At 63.5% G+C, this 14,632-nt stretch carries 13 protein-coding genes; 4 read left to right on the plus strand and 9 right to left on the minus strand.

The window, feature by feature from the left end; translation table 11 throughout:
• From EN935_RS06050 to EN935_RS06070, 5 genes are all read right to left on the minus strand, one after another.
• Positions 1-540: 2Fe-2S iron-sulfur cluster-binding protein (locus tag EN935_RS06050; protein ID WP_206534500.1), on the minus strand; the 540-nt coding region annotated here is incomplete at its 3' end.
• Positions 537-803: a sarcosine oxidase subunit delta gene (locus EN935_RS06055; protein WP_109665870.1), complete on the minus strand. Its 267-nt coding sequence runs from the start codon at positions 801-803 to the stop codon at positions 537-539. The genes EN935_RS06055 and EN935_RS06050, both read right to left, overlap by 4 nt.
• A gap of 8 nt (positions 804-811) precedes the next feature.
• Complete coding sequence (locus EN935_RS06060; protein WP_127262717.1) at positions 812-2,065, minus strand: sarcosine oxidase subunit beta family protein; 1,254 nt, start codon at positions 2,063-2,065, stop codon at positions 812-814.
• 82 nt (positions 2,066-2,147) lie between these two features.
• Positions 2,148-4,559: an FAD-dependent oxidoreductase gene (locus EN935_RS06065; protein ID WP_127262718.1), complete on the minus strand. Its 2,412-nt coding sequence runs from the start codon at positions 4,557-4,559 to the stop codon at positions 2,148-2,150.
• Positions 4,560-4,688: 129 nt separating this feature from the next.
• On the minus strand, positions 4,689-5,348 hold the full coding sequence (locus EN935_RS06070; RefSeq protein ID WP_164548563.1) for a TetR/AcrR family transcriptional regulator: 660 nt from the start codon (positions 5,346-5,348) through the stop codon (positions 4,689-4,691).
• Positions 5,349-5,618: 270 nt separating this feature from the next.
• On the opposite strand from EN935_RS06070, the gene EN935_RS06075 reads away from it, so the two are divergent.
• From EN935_RS06075 to EN935_RS06090, 4 genes are all read left to right on the plus strand, one after another.
• Entirely contained in the window at positions 5,619-7,058 is a 1,440-nt protein-coding gene (locus tag EN935_RS06075; protein ID WP_127262719.1) for an aldehyde dehydrogenase family protein, read from the plus strand.
• A 98-nt stretch (positions 7,059-7,156) separates the two neighbouring features.
• Positions 7,157-7,732 (plus strand): DUF1349 domain-containing protein, encoded by a 576-nt coding sequence (locus tag EN935_RS06080; protein ID WP_127262720.1) that lies wholly within the window; start codon positions 7,157-7,159, stop codon positions 7,730-7,732.
• A gap of 196 nt (positions 7,733-7,928) precedes the next feature.
• Positions 7,929-8,825, plus strand: a complete 897-nt coding sequence (locus EN935_RS06085) for a dihydrodipicolinate synthase family protein (RefSeq protein ID WP_127262721.1) — start codon at positions 7,929-7,931, stop codon at positions 8,823-8,825.
• 13 nt (positions 8,826-8,838) lie between these two features.
• Positions 8,839-9,522 carry a GntR family transcriptional regulator gene (locus EN935_RS06090; RefSeq protein WP_127262722.1) on the plus strand — a complete coding sequence of 228 codons (684 nt, stop codon included), beginning with the start codon at positions 8,839-8,841 and terminating at the stop codon, positions 9,520-9,522.
• A 95-nt stretch (positions 9,523-9,617) separates the two neighbouring features.
• Here EN935_RS06090 and EN935_RS06095 read toward each other — a convergent pair whose 3' ends face one another.
• From EN935_RS06095 to EN935_RS06110, 4 genes are all read right to left on the minus strand, one after another.
• Positions 9,618-10,838 (minus strand): glycosyltransferase family 4 protein, encoded by a 1,221-nt coding sequence (locus tag EN935_RS06095; protein ID WP_127262723.1) that lies wholly within the window; start codon positions 10,836-10,838, stop codon positions 9,618-9,620.
• A 208-nt stretch (positions 10,839-11,046) separates the two neighbouring features.
• Entirely contained in the window at positions 11,047-12,576 is a 1,530-nt protein-coding gene (locus EN935_RS06100) for a mercuric reductase (RefSeq protein WP_127262724.1), read from the minus strand.
• On the minus strand, positions 12,566-13,897 hold the full coding sequence (locus EN935_RS06105) for a glucoamylase family protein (RefSeq protein WP_127262725.1): 1,332 nt from the start codon (positions 13,895-13,897) through the stop codon (positions 12,566-12,568). The genes EN935_RS06100 and EN935_RS06105 overlap by 11 nt, the downstream gene beginning before the upstream one ends.
• Positions 13,898-14,042: 145 nt before the next feature.
• On the minus strand, positions 14,043-14,632 hold a 590-nt coding region (locus tag EN935_RS06110), incomplete at its 5' end, for an SDR family NAD(P)-dependent oxidoreductase (protein WP_164771026.1).

The following is a 14,632-nucleotide window of genomic DNA, read 5'->3' on the forward strand; positions in this document are numbered from 1 at the left end:
CGCCAGCCCCGCCGGTCCCGCGCCCACCACCAGCACGTCGCAATGATGGTTGATCTGGTCCGCTGTGCCCGGCGAGGTCCAGTCCGCATCGACCTTGCCCAGCCCCGCCATGGCGCGGATGCGCGGCTCGAACCTGTGCCAGTCCGGCCACATGAAGGTCTTGTAGTAGAACGCCGCCGGAATGAAGCGCGCAAAACGGTCGAGGAAGGCGTTGCGGTCGGCCAGCGCGCTGGGCGTGGCGTTGACGCTTCTCGCCACCAGCCCGTCGCGCGCCAGCTCGGTCGTGGCGCGCGTGTTGGGCGTCGCCCGCGGGCCGCCGATATCGACCAGTGCGTTCGGTTCTTCCACGCCTGCGCCCCAGATACCGCGCGGCCGGTGATATTTGAAGCTGCGGCCGACGACCGCGACGTCACCCGCCAGCAATGCCGAGGCGATGGTGTCGCCGGCAAAACCGTGCACCGTAGCCCCGTCGAAGCTGAAGCGGATCGGGCGCGAGCGGTCGATGGCGCTGCCGCCGGTGGCTAGACGCGAGGCGGTCACGCCGCGTGCTCCCCGCCGAGAGCGGCCGAGGACAGCACCTTGTGGCTGACCGTGTCACGCTCCATGACGAAGAACTCGCCGCAGTTCATGTGAACCCAAATCTCGCGCGCCGTGCCTTTCGGGTTGGTGCGCAGATAGAGGTAATCAGCCCAGCGATCGATCGGCACGTCGGCGCCATCCGGCCTGATGTTGCCGGCATCGCCGCCAAAGTGGAACTCGGTCTCGTCACGCGGGCCGCAGAATGGGCAAGGAAAGATCTGCATAAAATCCTCTAATGCGCGATGCCGGAGCCGGCCGCTTCGTCGATCAGCCGCCCGCTGGCGAAGCGATCCAGGTCAAACGGACGGCTGATGTCGTTGTGTTTGCCTGACGCCAGCAATTGCGCCAGCAGCGTGCCGCCGGCGGGAATGGCCTTGAAGCCGCCCGTGCCCCAGCCGCAATTCAGGAACAGGCCGGGCAGCGGCGATTCGCCGATGATCGGCGAAGAATCCGGCACGACATCGACAATGCCAGCCCATTGCCGCATCAGCTTGAGCTGGCCAAAGATAGGGAACATCTCCAGCAGGCCGGCAATCACCGTCTCCAGCGTCGGCAGATTGCCGCGTTGCGCATAGGAGGGGATGCGGTCCAGGCCGCCGCCAATGACGATCTCGCCCTTGTCCGACTGGCTGACATAGACGCCGCAGCCTGGCGACAGCACCACTGTGTCGAGGATCGGCTTGACCGGCTCGGAAACGCAGGCTTGTAGCGCGTAGGAATTGATCGGCAGCCGAAAACCGGCCTTGGCCGCCAGCACCGAGGAATGCCCGGCCACCGCCATGCCGATGCGGTCGGCACGGATCGCGCCACGTGTCGTCTGGACGCCGCGGCAGCGGCCGCCCTCGATGATGAAATCGGTGATCTCGCAGTTCTGGATGATGTCGACACCGAGCCGGCTTGCGGCCCGCGCATAGCCCCAGGCGACCGCGTCATGGCGCGCCGTTCCGGCCCTACCTTGCCAGATACCGCCGAACACCGGGAAGCGCGCATCGGCTGAAAAATTGTAGATCGGCGCCACCCGGCGCACATCGTCAGGTGAAAACAGCTCGGTATCGATGCCGTTGATCTGCATGGCGTTGACGGTGCGCGCGCCGATCTCCATTTCGGCGGTCGAGTGGCACAGATTGACCATGCCGCGCTGCGACAGCATGACGTTGTAATTCAAATCCTTGCCCAGCCCCTCATAGAGCCGGTGTGCCAGCCCGTAGAGTTCGACGCTTTCGGGATAATAATAGTTGGAGCGCACCACGGTGGTGTTGCGGCCGGTGTTGCCGCCGCCGATCCAGCCCTTTTCCAGCACCGCGACTCGAGCGATGTTGTGGTTCTTTGCCAGGTAATAGGCGGTCGCCAGGCCATGGCCGCCGCCGCCGATGACGATCGCATCGTAGGACGGCTTCGGCTCGGGTGAGCGCCAGGCCGGCCGCCAGCCGGTCTGGCCGGCCAGGCCCTCCTTGAACAGCGACAGGGCGGAATAGCGTATGGTCATGGCGTACAGGACAGGCCTGATTTCGAGGGAGAAGCGTGGATCATCGCATGGTCTTTTGCATCGATGGCGCCGGTTCGATCGGTCATGCCCGCATCGCCTTGCCCAGTGGATCGTAGGGTGACGAAGCGATGACGCGCGCACCTCTTTCGACGCCGACGATGTGGGTTGTCAACTGCGTATCGATATCGGCCGCCTCGCGCTCGACTAGCGCCATGGCGAGGCTCTTGCCGATCGTATGGCCATAGCCGCCGGAGGTGACGAAGCCGGCAAGCCTGCCCTTGTTCCAGACCGGCTCGTAGCCACTGGCATCGGCGTCCGCAGCGTCGATCTCGAGCGTCACCAGCGTGCGCCTCGATGGAGCCTGCTGCTCTTTCAGGGCCGCCTCACGCCCGATGAAGTCGCCCTTGTCGAAGGCAACCCAGCGGTCCATGCCGGTCTCGGCGGGCGTATAGTCCTGCGTGAACTCGCGCGACCAGATTCCAAAACTCTTTTCGATCCGCAGCGAATTGACCGCGCCGAAGCCGTATTCGGTCACGCCCAGATCCTTGCCTGCCGCCAGCAGCGCGCGGCGCAGGCCCGCATGCTCATTGGCCTGGCAATGGATCTCGTAGCCAAGCTCGCCGATGACCGACAGCCGCCCGACCTTGGCCCGCACCAGCCCGACATCCAGCGTCCTGCAGGCGAGGAAACCGAAAGCCCCGTGCGAAACGTCCTGGTGTGTCAGCCGCTCGAGCAGCCGCCGCGCATTGTGGCCGGCGAGCGAGAAGCCGACGACCGTGTCCGAGATGTCGCGGACGGTGACGCCGTCGCTCATATGCTGTTCGAACCAGCGCATGTGCCACTGGCGCAGATAGTAGGAACCCATGATCCACCAGGAGCCATCGCCCCAGTTGAAGACGGTGAGGTCGCCCTTGAGCTTGCCGTTTTCGCCCAGCATTGGCGCGAGTTTGGCGCGTCCTGGCTTGGGCAGCGCGCAGGCAAGCAGCCGATCGAGCCAGGCCTCGGCCTGCGGCCCGGTGATCTCGTAGCGCGAGAAGGCTGATATATCGAGCAGGCCGACGCCTTCGCGCACCTTGCGGCACTCCTTCGCGACGATGTCGAAGGCGTTGGAGCGCTTCAGCGTCGGTGTCTCGACGAAGCCTTGCGGCGCGAAATAGAGAGGCACTTCCATGCCCCAGGAATTGCCCCAGCGCGCACCGGCGGCGTCCATGGCGTCATGTGCGCCGGCCGTCTTCAAGGGCCGTCCCGCCGGCAGCTGCTCGTTCGGATAGCTCATGACGAAGCGACGCGAATAGAATTGCCCGGTGGTTTGCCTGATGTATTCGCGGTTGGAGGCGAAGTCGCCGTAGCGGGCGATGTCCATGCCGTAAACGTCGGCTTCCGGCTCGCCATGGATCATCCATTCGGCCAGCGACTTGCCGACGCCGCCGCCTTGCAGGAAGCCGGCCATGACGCCGCACGCCACCCAGTAGTTGGGCACGCCGCGCACCGGACCGACCAGCGGATTGCCGTCCGGCGAAAAGGTGAAGGCGCCGTTCACCCAGCGCTTGATGCCGGCATTCTCGAGGCAAGGGTAACGGCTGAAGCCGAGCGCCAGCTCGTCGGCGATGCGGTCGGTGTCTTCCTGGATCAGTTCGATGCCGTAGTCCCACGGCGCGCCGTCCATGTTCCAGTGCTTGTGGTTGATCTCGTAGATGCCGAGCAGCAGGCCCTTCTGCTCCTGGCGCATATAGGTGAAGCCTTCGAGATCGACGATCAGCGGCAATTCCTTGTCCAGCGCCTGGATTTCGGGCAGCGCCTCGGTGACGAGGTAATGGTGCTCCATCGGCGATACCGGCAGGTCGATGCCGGCCATCCGGCCGACCTGCTTGGCCCACAGCCCGCCGGCATTGACGACGTGCTCGGCAATCACCGTGCCCTTCTCGGTGACCACGTCCCAGCAGCCGTCGGCGCGGCGGTTGAGTGCCCGCACGCGGTTGTGCTCGATGATTTCGGCGCCGCGCAGCCTGGCTGCCTTGGCGTAGGCGTGCACGACGCCCGAGGGGTCGATATGGCCCTCGCGCGCGGCATAGAGGCCGCCCAGCATGCCGTCGGTGTTCAGGATCGGGCAGCGCTGCTTGATCTCGTCGACGCCGACCAGATGGACATCGTCGATGCCCATGGTCTGGAAGATGCGGTAAGAGGCCTTGAGCCATTCCCAGCGCTCCGGCGCCGAGGCGACCGAGATGCCGCCGGTCATGTGCATGCCGATGCTCTGGCCCGATTCCTTCTCGACCTCGGAGAGCAGGTCGATCGTATAGGCTTGCAGCGCGGCGATGTTGGGATCGGCATTCAGCGCATGGAAGCCGCCGGCCGCATGCCAGCTCGATCCAGCGGTCAGCACCTCGCGTTCGATCAGCGCGACGTCGCTCCAGCCGAACTTCGCCAGGTGATAGAGCACCGAGGCCCCAACCACGCCGCCGCCGATGACGATCGCCCTATATTGGGATTTCATTCTGTTGCGCTCCACCCAGTCATGGCGACGAACCTAGTGGCATTGTACATCAGTGTCTAGTGCTTCGCGCGGCTTCGCACTGCGGTGGCGCTGTGGTCATGATTGACAACGATGCGAGCGAGGGGATGGCTAGCGGCTGCGGGGAACGGTTTTCTCGACGTAGCGCGAGAAATCCTCGACGTCCTGGGGTGATGGCTCCTGGCCGGTAAAACTGCGCAGATACGAGGCAACTTGAGCCAGGCGGCTGCTCATCGGTTCGTTGAGTTCGAGTGAGTAATAGCCGATCTGCATGAAATAGAGCACGCGGGCCCGCACGAACGCATCCACCTCGTCATAGCCATGACGCATGAACATGTCGCGAATGGCGTTGACGCGCTCCTCGTCGGCCTCGTCGAGCGCGCGCCGGATGGCAGGCGACCGGCGAGCCCAGGCCCTGATCGCGAAATCCAGTTGCGGATCGAACAGCCTTTCGTCCACCCAGCATTCGAAAATGCTCATCACCCCGCGGATGACGGTCGCGGAAGGCCGCCTGGCTCGTTCGACGATGAATTTGGTGTTGGTCTGCCGCCAGTAGTCGAGCAACTGGTCGAGCAGATCCTGCCGGCTCTTGAAATACCAGTAGAAGCTGGAACGCGACACATCGAGCTTCTGGCCAAGCGTCAGCACGCGGACACGTTCGACGCCATCCGAGATCAACGTTTCAAGCGCAAGCTTCAGCCAGTCTTCGCGAGTGGCCTTGATGTTGCCGGTGGCGCCGGCGCGCTGGATCGTCGTTTCGAGAGCTGCCATCAAAACGACGCATGACACGCTGCCTCAGGCAAATCAAGGCCGTGTACACTAATGTACAGCGCAATTCGATCAACTCCAAATGGCGCGTCACGGATGTTAGCCGGATTGAGTCGACAGGGCGCTACGGCCATCGCGTCATCGGCGTGGCGCAGAGCCAGGGGATTTTTGTCGCGGGCCATTGGCTCAGTGTTTGCTTTCCCGCAAGGCAATTGTCTGGCAAATACCAGTTCAGACAGATGCCCGCGCGGCCAACCAGCAGGAACACACAACATGACGCTGTTTCGACAGAACCTCATCGATGGCGAATGGGTCGGCGAGGCCGGTTCGCGCAACATCAACCCCTCGGATACCGGTGACGTCGTCGGCGACTATGCCTCGGCGGGAGCCGAGCAGGCCAAACAGGCGATCGCGGCGGCCAAGGCGGCGTTCCCGGCATGGTCCCGTTCAGGTCCGCTGGCGCGTCACGCGGTGCTGAAAAAGACAGCCGACGAGATCATGGCGCGAAAAGACGAGATCGGCCGCAATCTGGCGCGTGAGGAAGGCAAGACACTGGCCGAAGGCATCGGCGAGACCATTCGCGCTGCCCAGATATTCGACTTCTTTGCCGGCGAAACATTGCGTTTGACCGGAGAGGTCGTACCGAGCGTGCGACCGGGCGTCGGCGTCGAGATGACGCGCGAGGCGGTCGGCGTGGTCGGCATCATCACGCCGTGGAATTTTCCGATCGCCATTCCGGCCTGGAAGATCGCCCCGGCGCTGACCCACGGCAACACCGTCGTCTTCAAGCCGGCCGAACTTGTTCCCGAGAGTGCCTGGACCATCGTCGACATCCTGCATCGCGCCGGCTTGCCGAAGGGCGTGCTCAATCTCGTCATGGGCAAGGGCTCGGTGGTCGGTCAGGCGATGCTCGACAGTCCCGATGTTAACGCCATCAGCTTCACCGGCTCGGTCGGTACCGGCAAGCGTGTCGCTGCGGCAAGCATCGAGCACATGCGCAAGTTCCAGCTTGAAATGGGCGGCAAGAACCCGCTGGTCGTGCTCGACGATGCCGACCTCGCGATCGCCGTCGATTGCGCGCTCAATGGCGCCTTCTTCTCGACCGGCCAGCGCTGCACCGCCTCGTCCAGGCTAATTGTGACGGAGGGCATTCACGACCGTTTCGTCGATGCGCTCAAGGATCGTATGGGCAAGCTGGTCATCGGCGACGCGCTCGACGCGCAGACCCAGATCGGTCCGGTCGTCGACGCGACGCAGCTGAAGCAGGACGAGGACTACATCGCCATCGGCGTCAGGGAGGGCGCTACGCTTGCCTTTGGCGGCGAGCGGCTCGATCGCAAGACGCCGGGCTTCTACTTGCAGCCGGCATTGCTGACTGAGGCCACCAACGCCATGCGCAGTTCGCGCGAGGAGATTTTCGGACCTGTGGCCAGCGTCATTCGCGTCAAGGACTATGACGAGGCGCTTTCCGTCGCCAACGACACGCCCTTCGGCTTGACCTCGGGCATCTGCACTTCGAGCCTCAAGCACGCCACCCACTTCAAGCGCAATTCGGAGGCCGGCATGGTGATGGTCAACCTGCCGACGGCGGGTGTCGATTTCCATGTCCCCTTCGGCGGCCGCAAGGGCTCGAGCTATGGCCCGCGCGAGCAGGGCCGCTATGCGGCGGAATTCTACACCACGGTGAAGACCGCCTATACGTTCGCTGGCTGATCGGCCATCGGCCGACCATGCCGGGCTGATCAGCTGATCATGCCGGGCTGACCGGGTCGGCCACCCGCCACGCACATCAAGATTGGAGCGGCGAAGGGATGACAGTGCAGAACCTGACCTGGCTCAACCCGCCGCCGCACCACGCCATCAACGGCGACAGCGTTCGTGTGCGCACAGGCAAGGAGACCGATTTCTGGCGCGAGACCTTTTACGGTTTCTGGCGCGACAACGGTCACTTCCTGCACCAGCCGGTCGAGGGCGATTTCACCGCCGAAGTCACCATCAAAGGCGACTACGAGGTGCTCTATGATCAGGCCGGGCTGATGGTCCGGCTCAGCGAAACGCATTGGATCAAGGCCGGTATCGAATACACCGACGGTCTCTCCTATTTCTCCGTCGTCGTCACCAACGACACGTCCGACTGGTCGCTGGTCGCCATCCCTCCCGACCCGAACGGCATCAGCATCCGCCTGACCCGTCATGCTGAGACAATCCGCGTCCAGTACCTCGATGCTTCCGACGGCCACTGGAAGCCTGTGCGGCTAGCCTACTTTCCGATCTCCAAGACGGTCGATGTCGGCATGATGTGCTGTTCGCCGCAGCGCGAGGGTTTCGAGGTCACATTCTCCGGCTTCTCGGTGGGGCCGCCGATATCGCGGGAATTGCACGATTGAGGCGTGCGGTCTTGCGCCGAACCGCGAGCACTTCGACCTTTACGACAGTCACTGTTTGAAGACTTGCCACGCGCGCCGTCGGGTTGTCCGACCGCGCCGTGAATGGGGCGTGGCAATTGCCTTGGACCTTGCTCTTTCACATATTGTATGATTGGATCCAATCATACAATATGGACTTGAAGAGGAAGACCGAACGATGACGCATTGGCGAGGGGTGTTCCCGGCCGTTACGACCAAGCTGAACCAGGATGGTTCGATCGACATCGAGGCGACGCAAGCGAGCATTGATCGTCTGATCGCCAATGGCGTGTCGGGCATCATCGTCCTGCCGATGCTTGGCGAGAACGCATCATTGCAGCCGCAGGAGCGGGAAGCGGTCATCCGGGCGGCGAAGGACGTGGTGGCCAGACGTGTCCCGCTTCTGTCCGGCCTTGCCGAGATTTCGACGGCCAACGCAACCGCAGCCGCGCGCAAGTATCAGGATTTCGGCGCCGAAGGTCTGATGGTGTTTCCGAGCCTTGGCTACAAGACCGACCCGCGCGAGACGGCTGAGTGGTACAAGGCGATCGCCAACGCCAGCGACCTGCCGATCATGATCTACAACAACCCGATCGCCTATGGCGTTGACGTCACCCCCGCCATCCTGAAGGTGCTGGCGGACTGCCCGACCATCGTTGCCGTGAAGGAAGAGACCGGCGATGTGCGCCGGGTCACCGACATGATCATCGAGCTCGGCGATCGCTTCGATATCTTCTGCGGCGTCGACGACCAGATCGTCGAGAGCATGGCGCTCGGCGCCACCGGCTGGGTGTCCGGCATGACCAATGCATGGCCGAAGCAATGCGTCCGCATCTTCAATCTGTGCGCGGCCGGCGATTTCGCCGGCGCGCGCGATCTCTACCGCATCATGACGCCGTCCTTTCACCTCGACACGCATGTCAAGCTGGTCCAGTACATCAAGATGGCCGAGCATCTCGTCTATGGCGCGCCGGAGTGGACCCGCGCGCCGCGTCTGCCCCTGGTCGGCGAAGAGCGCGCGCGCGTCACCGCCATCATCGAGGCGGCGATCGAAAAGCTCAGGCAGCAGGACTGAACACGGGACGCCCATGGCCACCACCGACAAGCCGCTGCTGCAGCGCCAGACCGTGACGGCAATGGTCGCCGAGTACATCGCCGCCAGGATCATCGGCGGCGATTACCCGGGCGGACATCAGATCCGCCAGGAAGCCATCGCCGCCGAGCTTGGCGTGAGCCGGATCCCGGTGCGCGAGGCGCTTCTGCAGCTGGAGGCGGACGGCCTGGTCGTCATCAGGACGCATCGCGGCGCGGTCGTGTCGGAGTTGTCCGCTGACGATGCGATCGACCTTTTCGATGCGCGTCTGCTGCTTGAGCCTTTCCTGGTCGAAAAGGCGATCGGGCACGTGACGGATCAGGACATTGCGGCCATCGAAAAATCGATGCGCGCCTATGAGGCTGCCATCGCCCGAGGTGATGATCCCAAGGACCTCAGCCGTCTCAACTGGGCATTCCACACCGCATTGCTCGAACCCTCGATGCGGCCGCGCTCGATGGCCGTCGTCCAGGCGCTTTACAACTCCGCCGACCGCTATTTGCGTCTGCAGATCGAGCCCGCCAAGGCACAAGCCAAGGCCCTGCAGGAGCATCGCGAGCTCTTCGAGGCCTATCGTCGGAAGGATATCGCCGAGACCGCGCGCTTGTTGAGAAAACATATCGCCGACGCGGCCGGCGAGATCGTCAGCCAGTTGCGGCGCAGTGAGACCGCCGCCTGACGATTATCCGCTAATATCGCGGCAACCCAGTTGCGGCAGGGCACATCGATGCGGAACGATACCGCTCTTCCATGTCTGGTGGAGGATCGTTGGAATCATGCGTCAGCCTCGTCCAGTCCCAGCCCACCGCGGACGGCCTTGCGGATGGCTTGCGGGCCGAACCTTGCCCATACCGCTTGATGCGCGTTGATGCGCTGCCGTGCCCTGCGGTCAGCGTCCAGGCAAAGTCCGAAGGCCATGTCGGCAAGCCCTTCATCGGTATCCGACAGCAGCAACTCCTCGTTCTCGACCAGATCCAGACCCTCGGCGGCCAGCGGCGTCGCGATCACCGGCACGCCCCAGGCCATCGCTTCCAGAATCTTGATGCGCGTGCCGCCGCCTGCCGCAAGCGGCATGATGCTGAGATGCGCCCTGGACAGGAGCGGCGCGACGCTCTTGGGGTTTTCGACGAGCTCCACACCAGGCAATCCGGCCAGCGCCCGCACGGCAGGTTTTGGGTTGCGTCCGGCGAGAACCAGTTTCGCACCCGGCAAGGCTTGCCGGATGCGCGGCAGTATGGAGCCGGCTAACCTCTCGACGGCATCGATGTTTGGCGGATAGCCGAGATGGCCGATAAACAGGATCACCGGAAAGCTGTTGCCGGCCCCCGGCTCGGCAGGCAGCGTTTCGGGACTGTGCGCGGTGTGGGGAATTCCGTTTGGAACGACATCGACCGGCACCTTGTGCCGGGAAAGCGCCATCAGCCTGTCGCGATCCTGACCCGAGCAGACCCAGATCCTGTCGACAAGGGCAAGCGCCTTTCGCTCGAGACGCCGGATGCCAAGGCCGGCGGTGATCGCCGCCACGGCGGGTCGTTTCGCATCGACGCGCCGCAACTGTCCCGCCAGGTCGGACTCGACATTGTGCATGTCGAGGATGAGCTGTTTCGTCAGCCCTCGCAAAGGTCGCAGCAGCTTGAACAGGCCGATACCCTCGACCAGCACGGTGTCGGGGCGGAAGTCCCGAACCAGTGTCTCCAGCCGCGTCAAGGCGGAGCGCGAAATGCGGTGCTCCGCCCTTATGCGCCACCACCCGATCGAGCCGGAGAGGGCTTCTCCTTCGATCGACAAGGCCTCGGTACGGATCGACGGATCGGCTGCTTCCACGGCTTGCGGCCGCACCGACACCAGGCAGACCGGACCGAATTCCGCTGCCAATGCTGCGTTGCGATGATTTCTCAGGTCCGCGCCGGAGGTCGGCGGAAAGGCCGGATCGAAGGTCACGACAAGCGTGCGCCTTTCGGCATTCCGTGCCGGCAGGGCCACGTGCGAGCTCATGGTGTTCGAAGCGTGCACTCCGGGCTGTACGCCCGGAGCTGCACCAAAGACTGTATTCCAGACGGCATTCAAAACGGCCCCGCAGCCATAAAACCAGCTTCGACTTGTTTAGCTGAATGGCGCTTTCGTCAAGCGCCGTATCCTCTCTGAATGTCTGGCGCACTGGCCTGGCGACGGGCATGCTGGAATGCCTGCCGGTATGGCGCGGTCACCGCCTGGACCACGCCAGCCAGCGGCCCGCCAGATGCTTCCAAAATGCGGTGAGTCTTGTCTGCCGATAAGCGTCGCCGGCTTTCTTGATGCCTTGCGCCTGCGTCGGGAAGGGATGGATGACGTCGGCCAGCGCGTGCAATCCCATACCGCATTTGATGGCCAGCGACACCGCATTGATCATCTCGCCGGCATGGCTGGCAACGACCGTAGCACCCAGGATACGGTCGGATCCTTCCTTGACGTGGATTTTGACAAAACCCTCTTCCTCGCCGTCCATCACGGCACGGGCGACATCGTGCATCAGCACCGTATAGGTCTTGACCGGGATGCCGTTCTGGCGCGCCTCCGCTGGATAGAGGCCGACATGGGCGATCTCCGGATCGGTGTAGGTGCACCACGGAATGACCAGTTCGCTCAGTTTGCTGCGTCCGAGAAACAGGGCATTGCGCACGACTATGCGGGCTGTTGCCTCCGCGGTATGGGTGAATTTGTAGTCGAGGCAGACATCGCCCGCCGCATAGATGCGCGGATTTGTGGTGCGGAGATAGTCGTCCACCTTGATGCCGTCGGCGTCATATGCCACCCCGGCGCTCTGCAGGTCGAGACCGTCGACATTGGGCGAACGGCCAATGCCGGTGATGATCTCGTCGACGGAAATCGTCATCATGTCGTCGTCGCGCACCAGGTCGGCGAGCTTCTTGCCGCCTCCTGTGCGCACCGCCACGACCTCGGTGTTGAGGCGAACCTCGACCCCTTCGCGCGCTAGCGCGTCCGAAAGGATCTGGGCGGCGTCGCGTTCCTCGCCGGGCAGGAACATCGGTTCTCGCTGCGCCAGGATGACTTTCGCACCCAGCAGGCAGAAGGCCTGCGCTGCCTCGCAACCGAGCGGTCCGCCGCCGATGACCAGAAGCCGCTTCGGGCACTCTGTGAGATCGAACATGGTTTCGTTGCTGAGATAGCCGGCTTCGGCAAGCCCCGGGATGGTCGGCAGCCTCGGGCGTGCGCCTGTCGCGATCAGCGCCTTCCTGAAATGCAGCGCCTTGCCCGCCACCGCGACCGTGTCCGGTCCGGAAAATCGCGCGTCGCCGAAAAAGACATCGATGCCTTTCGACGCGATGGTCGCGGCGGCATCGGCGCGGCTGATGCGCTGCCGGATCTGCCGCATTCGTCTCATTGCCCGCTGAAAATCGACGTGAAGACGGTCCGGCGTGTCACCGCCGAGATTCTCGGCATCGCGCATATCTGCATAGAGCCTGGCCGTGCGGATGATCGATTTCGACGGGATGCAGCCAACATTGATACAGGTCCCACCGATCAGGTTGCGTTCGATGAGCGCGACCTTTGCGCCGAGGCCGGCCGCTTCGTGGGCGGCGGTCAGCCCGGCCGGCCCGGCACCGATGACGACCAGATTGTAAGGACCGTCGGGCTGCGGGTTCTTCCAGTGCGGCGGATGGGCGCTCTTGATCAGATTGATGTCGTTGCTGTCGACAGGAAAGGCGGTAGCCCTGGTACGGTCACGCGCCATCGCCGTCGTTCCTCGATAGCCATCCACCCGTGAAACCCGCTTTGCCCAGGCCGCGCCGGATGTGCTGGTTGGACCGCATCAGCTTCCAGATCAGCCCTGACCGATGGTTCTCGATCATCATCACCACGATGCCCTGATCCAGCCCGTAATGGCCTTCCGACACCCAGCCATGCCGGCCGAATTTTCGCCGGTTCGCCAATGTCGGGTTGAAGCCGCTCGGCAGCCGGAAATTATCGATCACCTCGGGATAGCGATCCCCAAGATGGCGCAAGGCCGCCAGGCAGATGTCCGGCGCGAAAGGCAGCGACGCCGGATAGGACCATGGCGCGATTGTCCCGTCATCGGGTCCGAACGGCGCGCCGCGTGCGGCATAGCCGGAAAACCGCCGGCGCTGTCGCGCCACGCTGGCGCGAAAGCCGCCCGGGCCGTCGCCCGCCGAAAGTCCCCACAGATTCTCGTCGTAGCCGCCATAGCCGTAAGGGTTGTGGCGTGCATAGTCGCGGTGCAGGTAGGTCGAGCGGCGGCTGTTTTCGAAATAGTCCGAGTTCTTCTCGCGCATGAAAGCGTCGCGGATGCCGGCAAAATCGATCCATGCATGCGAGAACTGGTGCATGAACAGCGGACCGCCATAGAGCACGTCGTAGCCGTAGATGTTTTCCCACTGGTAGGTCGCCGTCCAGCCCTCGTAGCTGTTGTCCGAGGTCGGGTTGTCGGGCGAGGCCATCGACAGCACATAGAGGATCGTCGCTTCGTTGTAGCCTTCCCAGCCATAGTGGAGAAAGCCGCTCTTCGGCTTCCAGCCCTGCCGCAAGGTGGGCGTGCTTCCCTGCGCCCATCGCCAGTCGACGCGCCGGTAGAGCGCCTCGGCCAGTTCTCGGATTCTCGCTTCCTCCTCATCCTCGCCGGAGAAATAGGATGCCGCCACCAGCATGCCTGATATCAGCAACGCGGTATCCACCATCGACAGTTCGCAGCGCCAGACGCGCAGGCCGGTCCGCATGTCGAGGAAATGGTAGTAGAAACCCTTATGGCCGGTGACATCATCGCCATTGCCTTGCGCGCTGGTCGAGAAGAAACGCAGCGCGGCAAGCGTCAGCTTCGCCGCCGCCTCGCGCGACATCCAGCCGCGCTCGACGCCGATCGGGTAGCAGGACAGCGCGAAGCCGACGACAGCGATGCTGGCCGGCGAATTCGGCCGCGACGTATCGGCAACCAGTCCGTTTTCGTGGTTCACGTTCTCGAGGAAATAATCGAAGGCGGCGCGCTGATAGCGGTCCAGAAGCTCGTCATCGGACAGTGCGGCAGGCTCGGCTCTAAGCAAAAGAAGTAAGCTCCCGCCGGATGGCTGCGTCCCGTGTCATGGTTTCCCGCTACCTTGTTGCGACTTGTCGATTCGAAGCCTGCAACTATACGCCCGTACGCGCCCGTTCGTTGCACCGTCACGCGGAATTGAGATTCGCTCTGCCTCAGTAGGTGGCGCGGCCGCCGGAAACGTCGAACACGGCGGCGGTCGTGAACGAACATTCCTCCGAGGCGATCCAGCAGATCAGCGCCGCCACCTCTTCGACCTCGCCAAAGCGCGCCATCGGTATCTTGGACAGCATGAAGTCGATGTGCTCCTGGCTCATCTGCTTGAAGATCGCGGTGCGCACTGCCGCCGGTGTGACGCAATTGACCGTCACCTTGGTCTTGGCCAGTTCCTTGCCGAGCGACTTGGTCAGGCCGATCACCGCGGCCTTCGAGGTGCTGTAGGCGGAGGCGTTGGGATTGCCTTCCTTGCCGGCGATCGAGGCGATGTTGACGATGCGGCCATAGTTGCGCTCGAGCATGTGCGGCACGAGCGCCTTGTTGCAGTAGAAGACGCCATTGATGTTGATGTCGATGACCTTCTGCCAATCCTCGACCGTATAATTCCAGGTCGTCATGTTGGGGCCGGTGATCGCCGCACTGGTGACCAGGATATCGACACCGCCAAGCGCTTCGATCGCCCGAGCGGCGGCATTTTCAACCCCTGCCGCATCGGCAACGTCCACCGCCACGCCGTGCAGTCCCGGAA

The organism is Mesorhizobium sp. M7D.F.Ca.US.004.03.1.1 (assembly GCF_003998635.1).
In the GTDB taxonomy this organism is placed as follows: domain Bacteria; phylum Pseudomonadota; class Alphaproteobacteria; order Rhizobiales; family Rhizobiaceae; genus Mesorhizobium; species Mesorhizobium loti.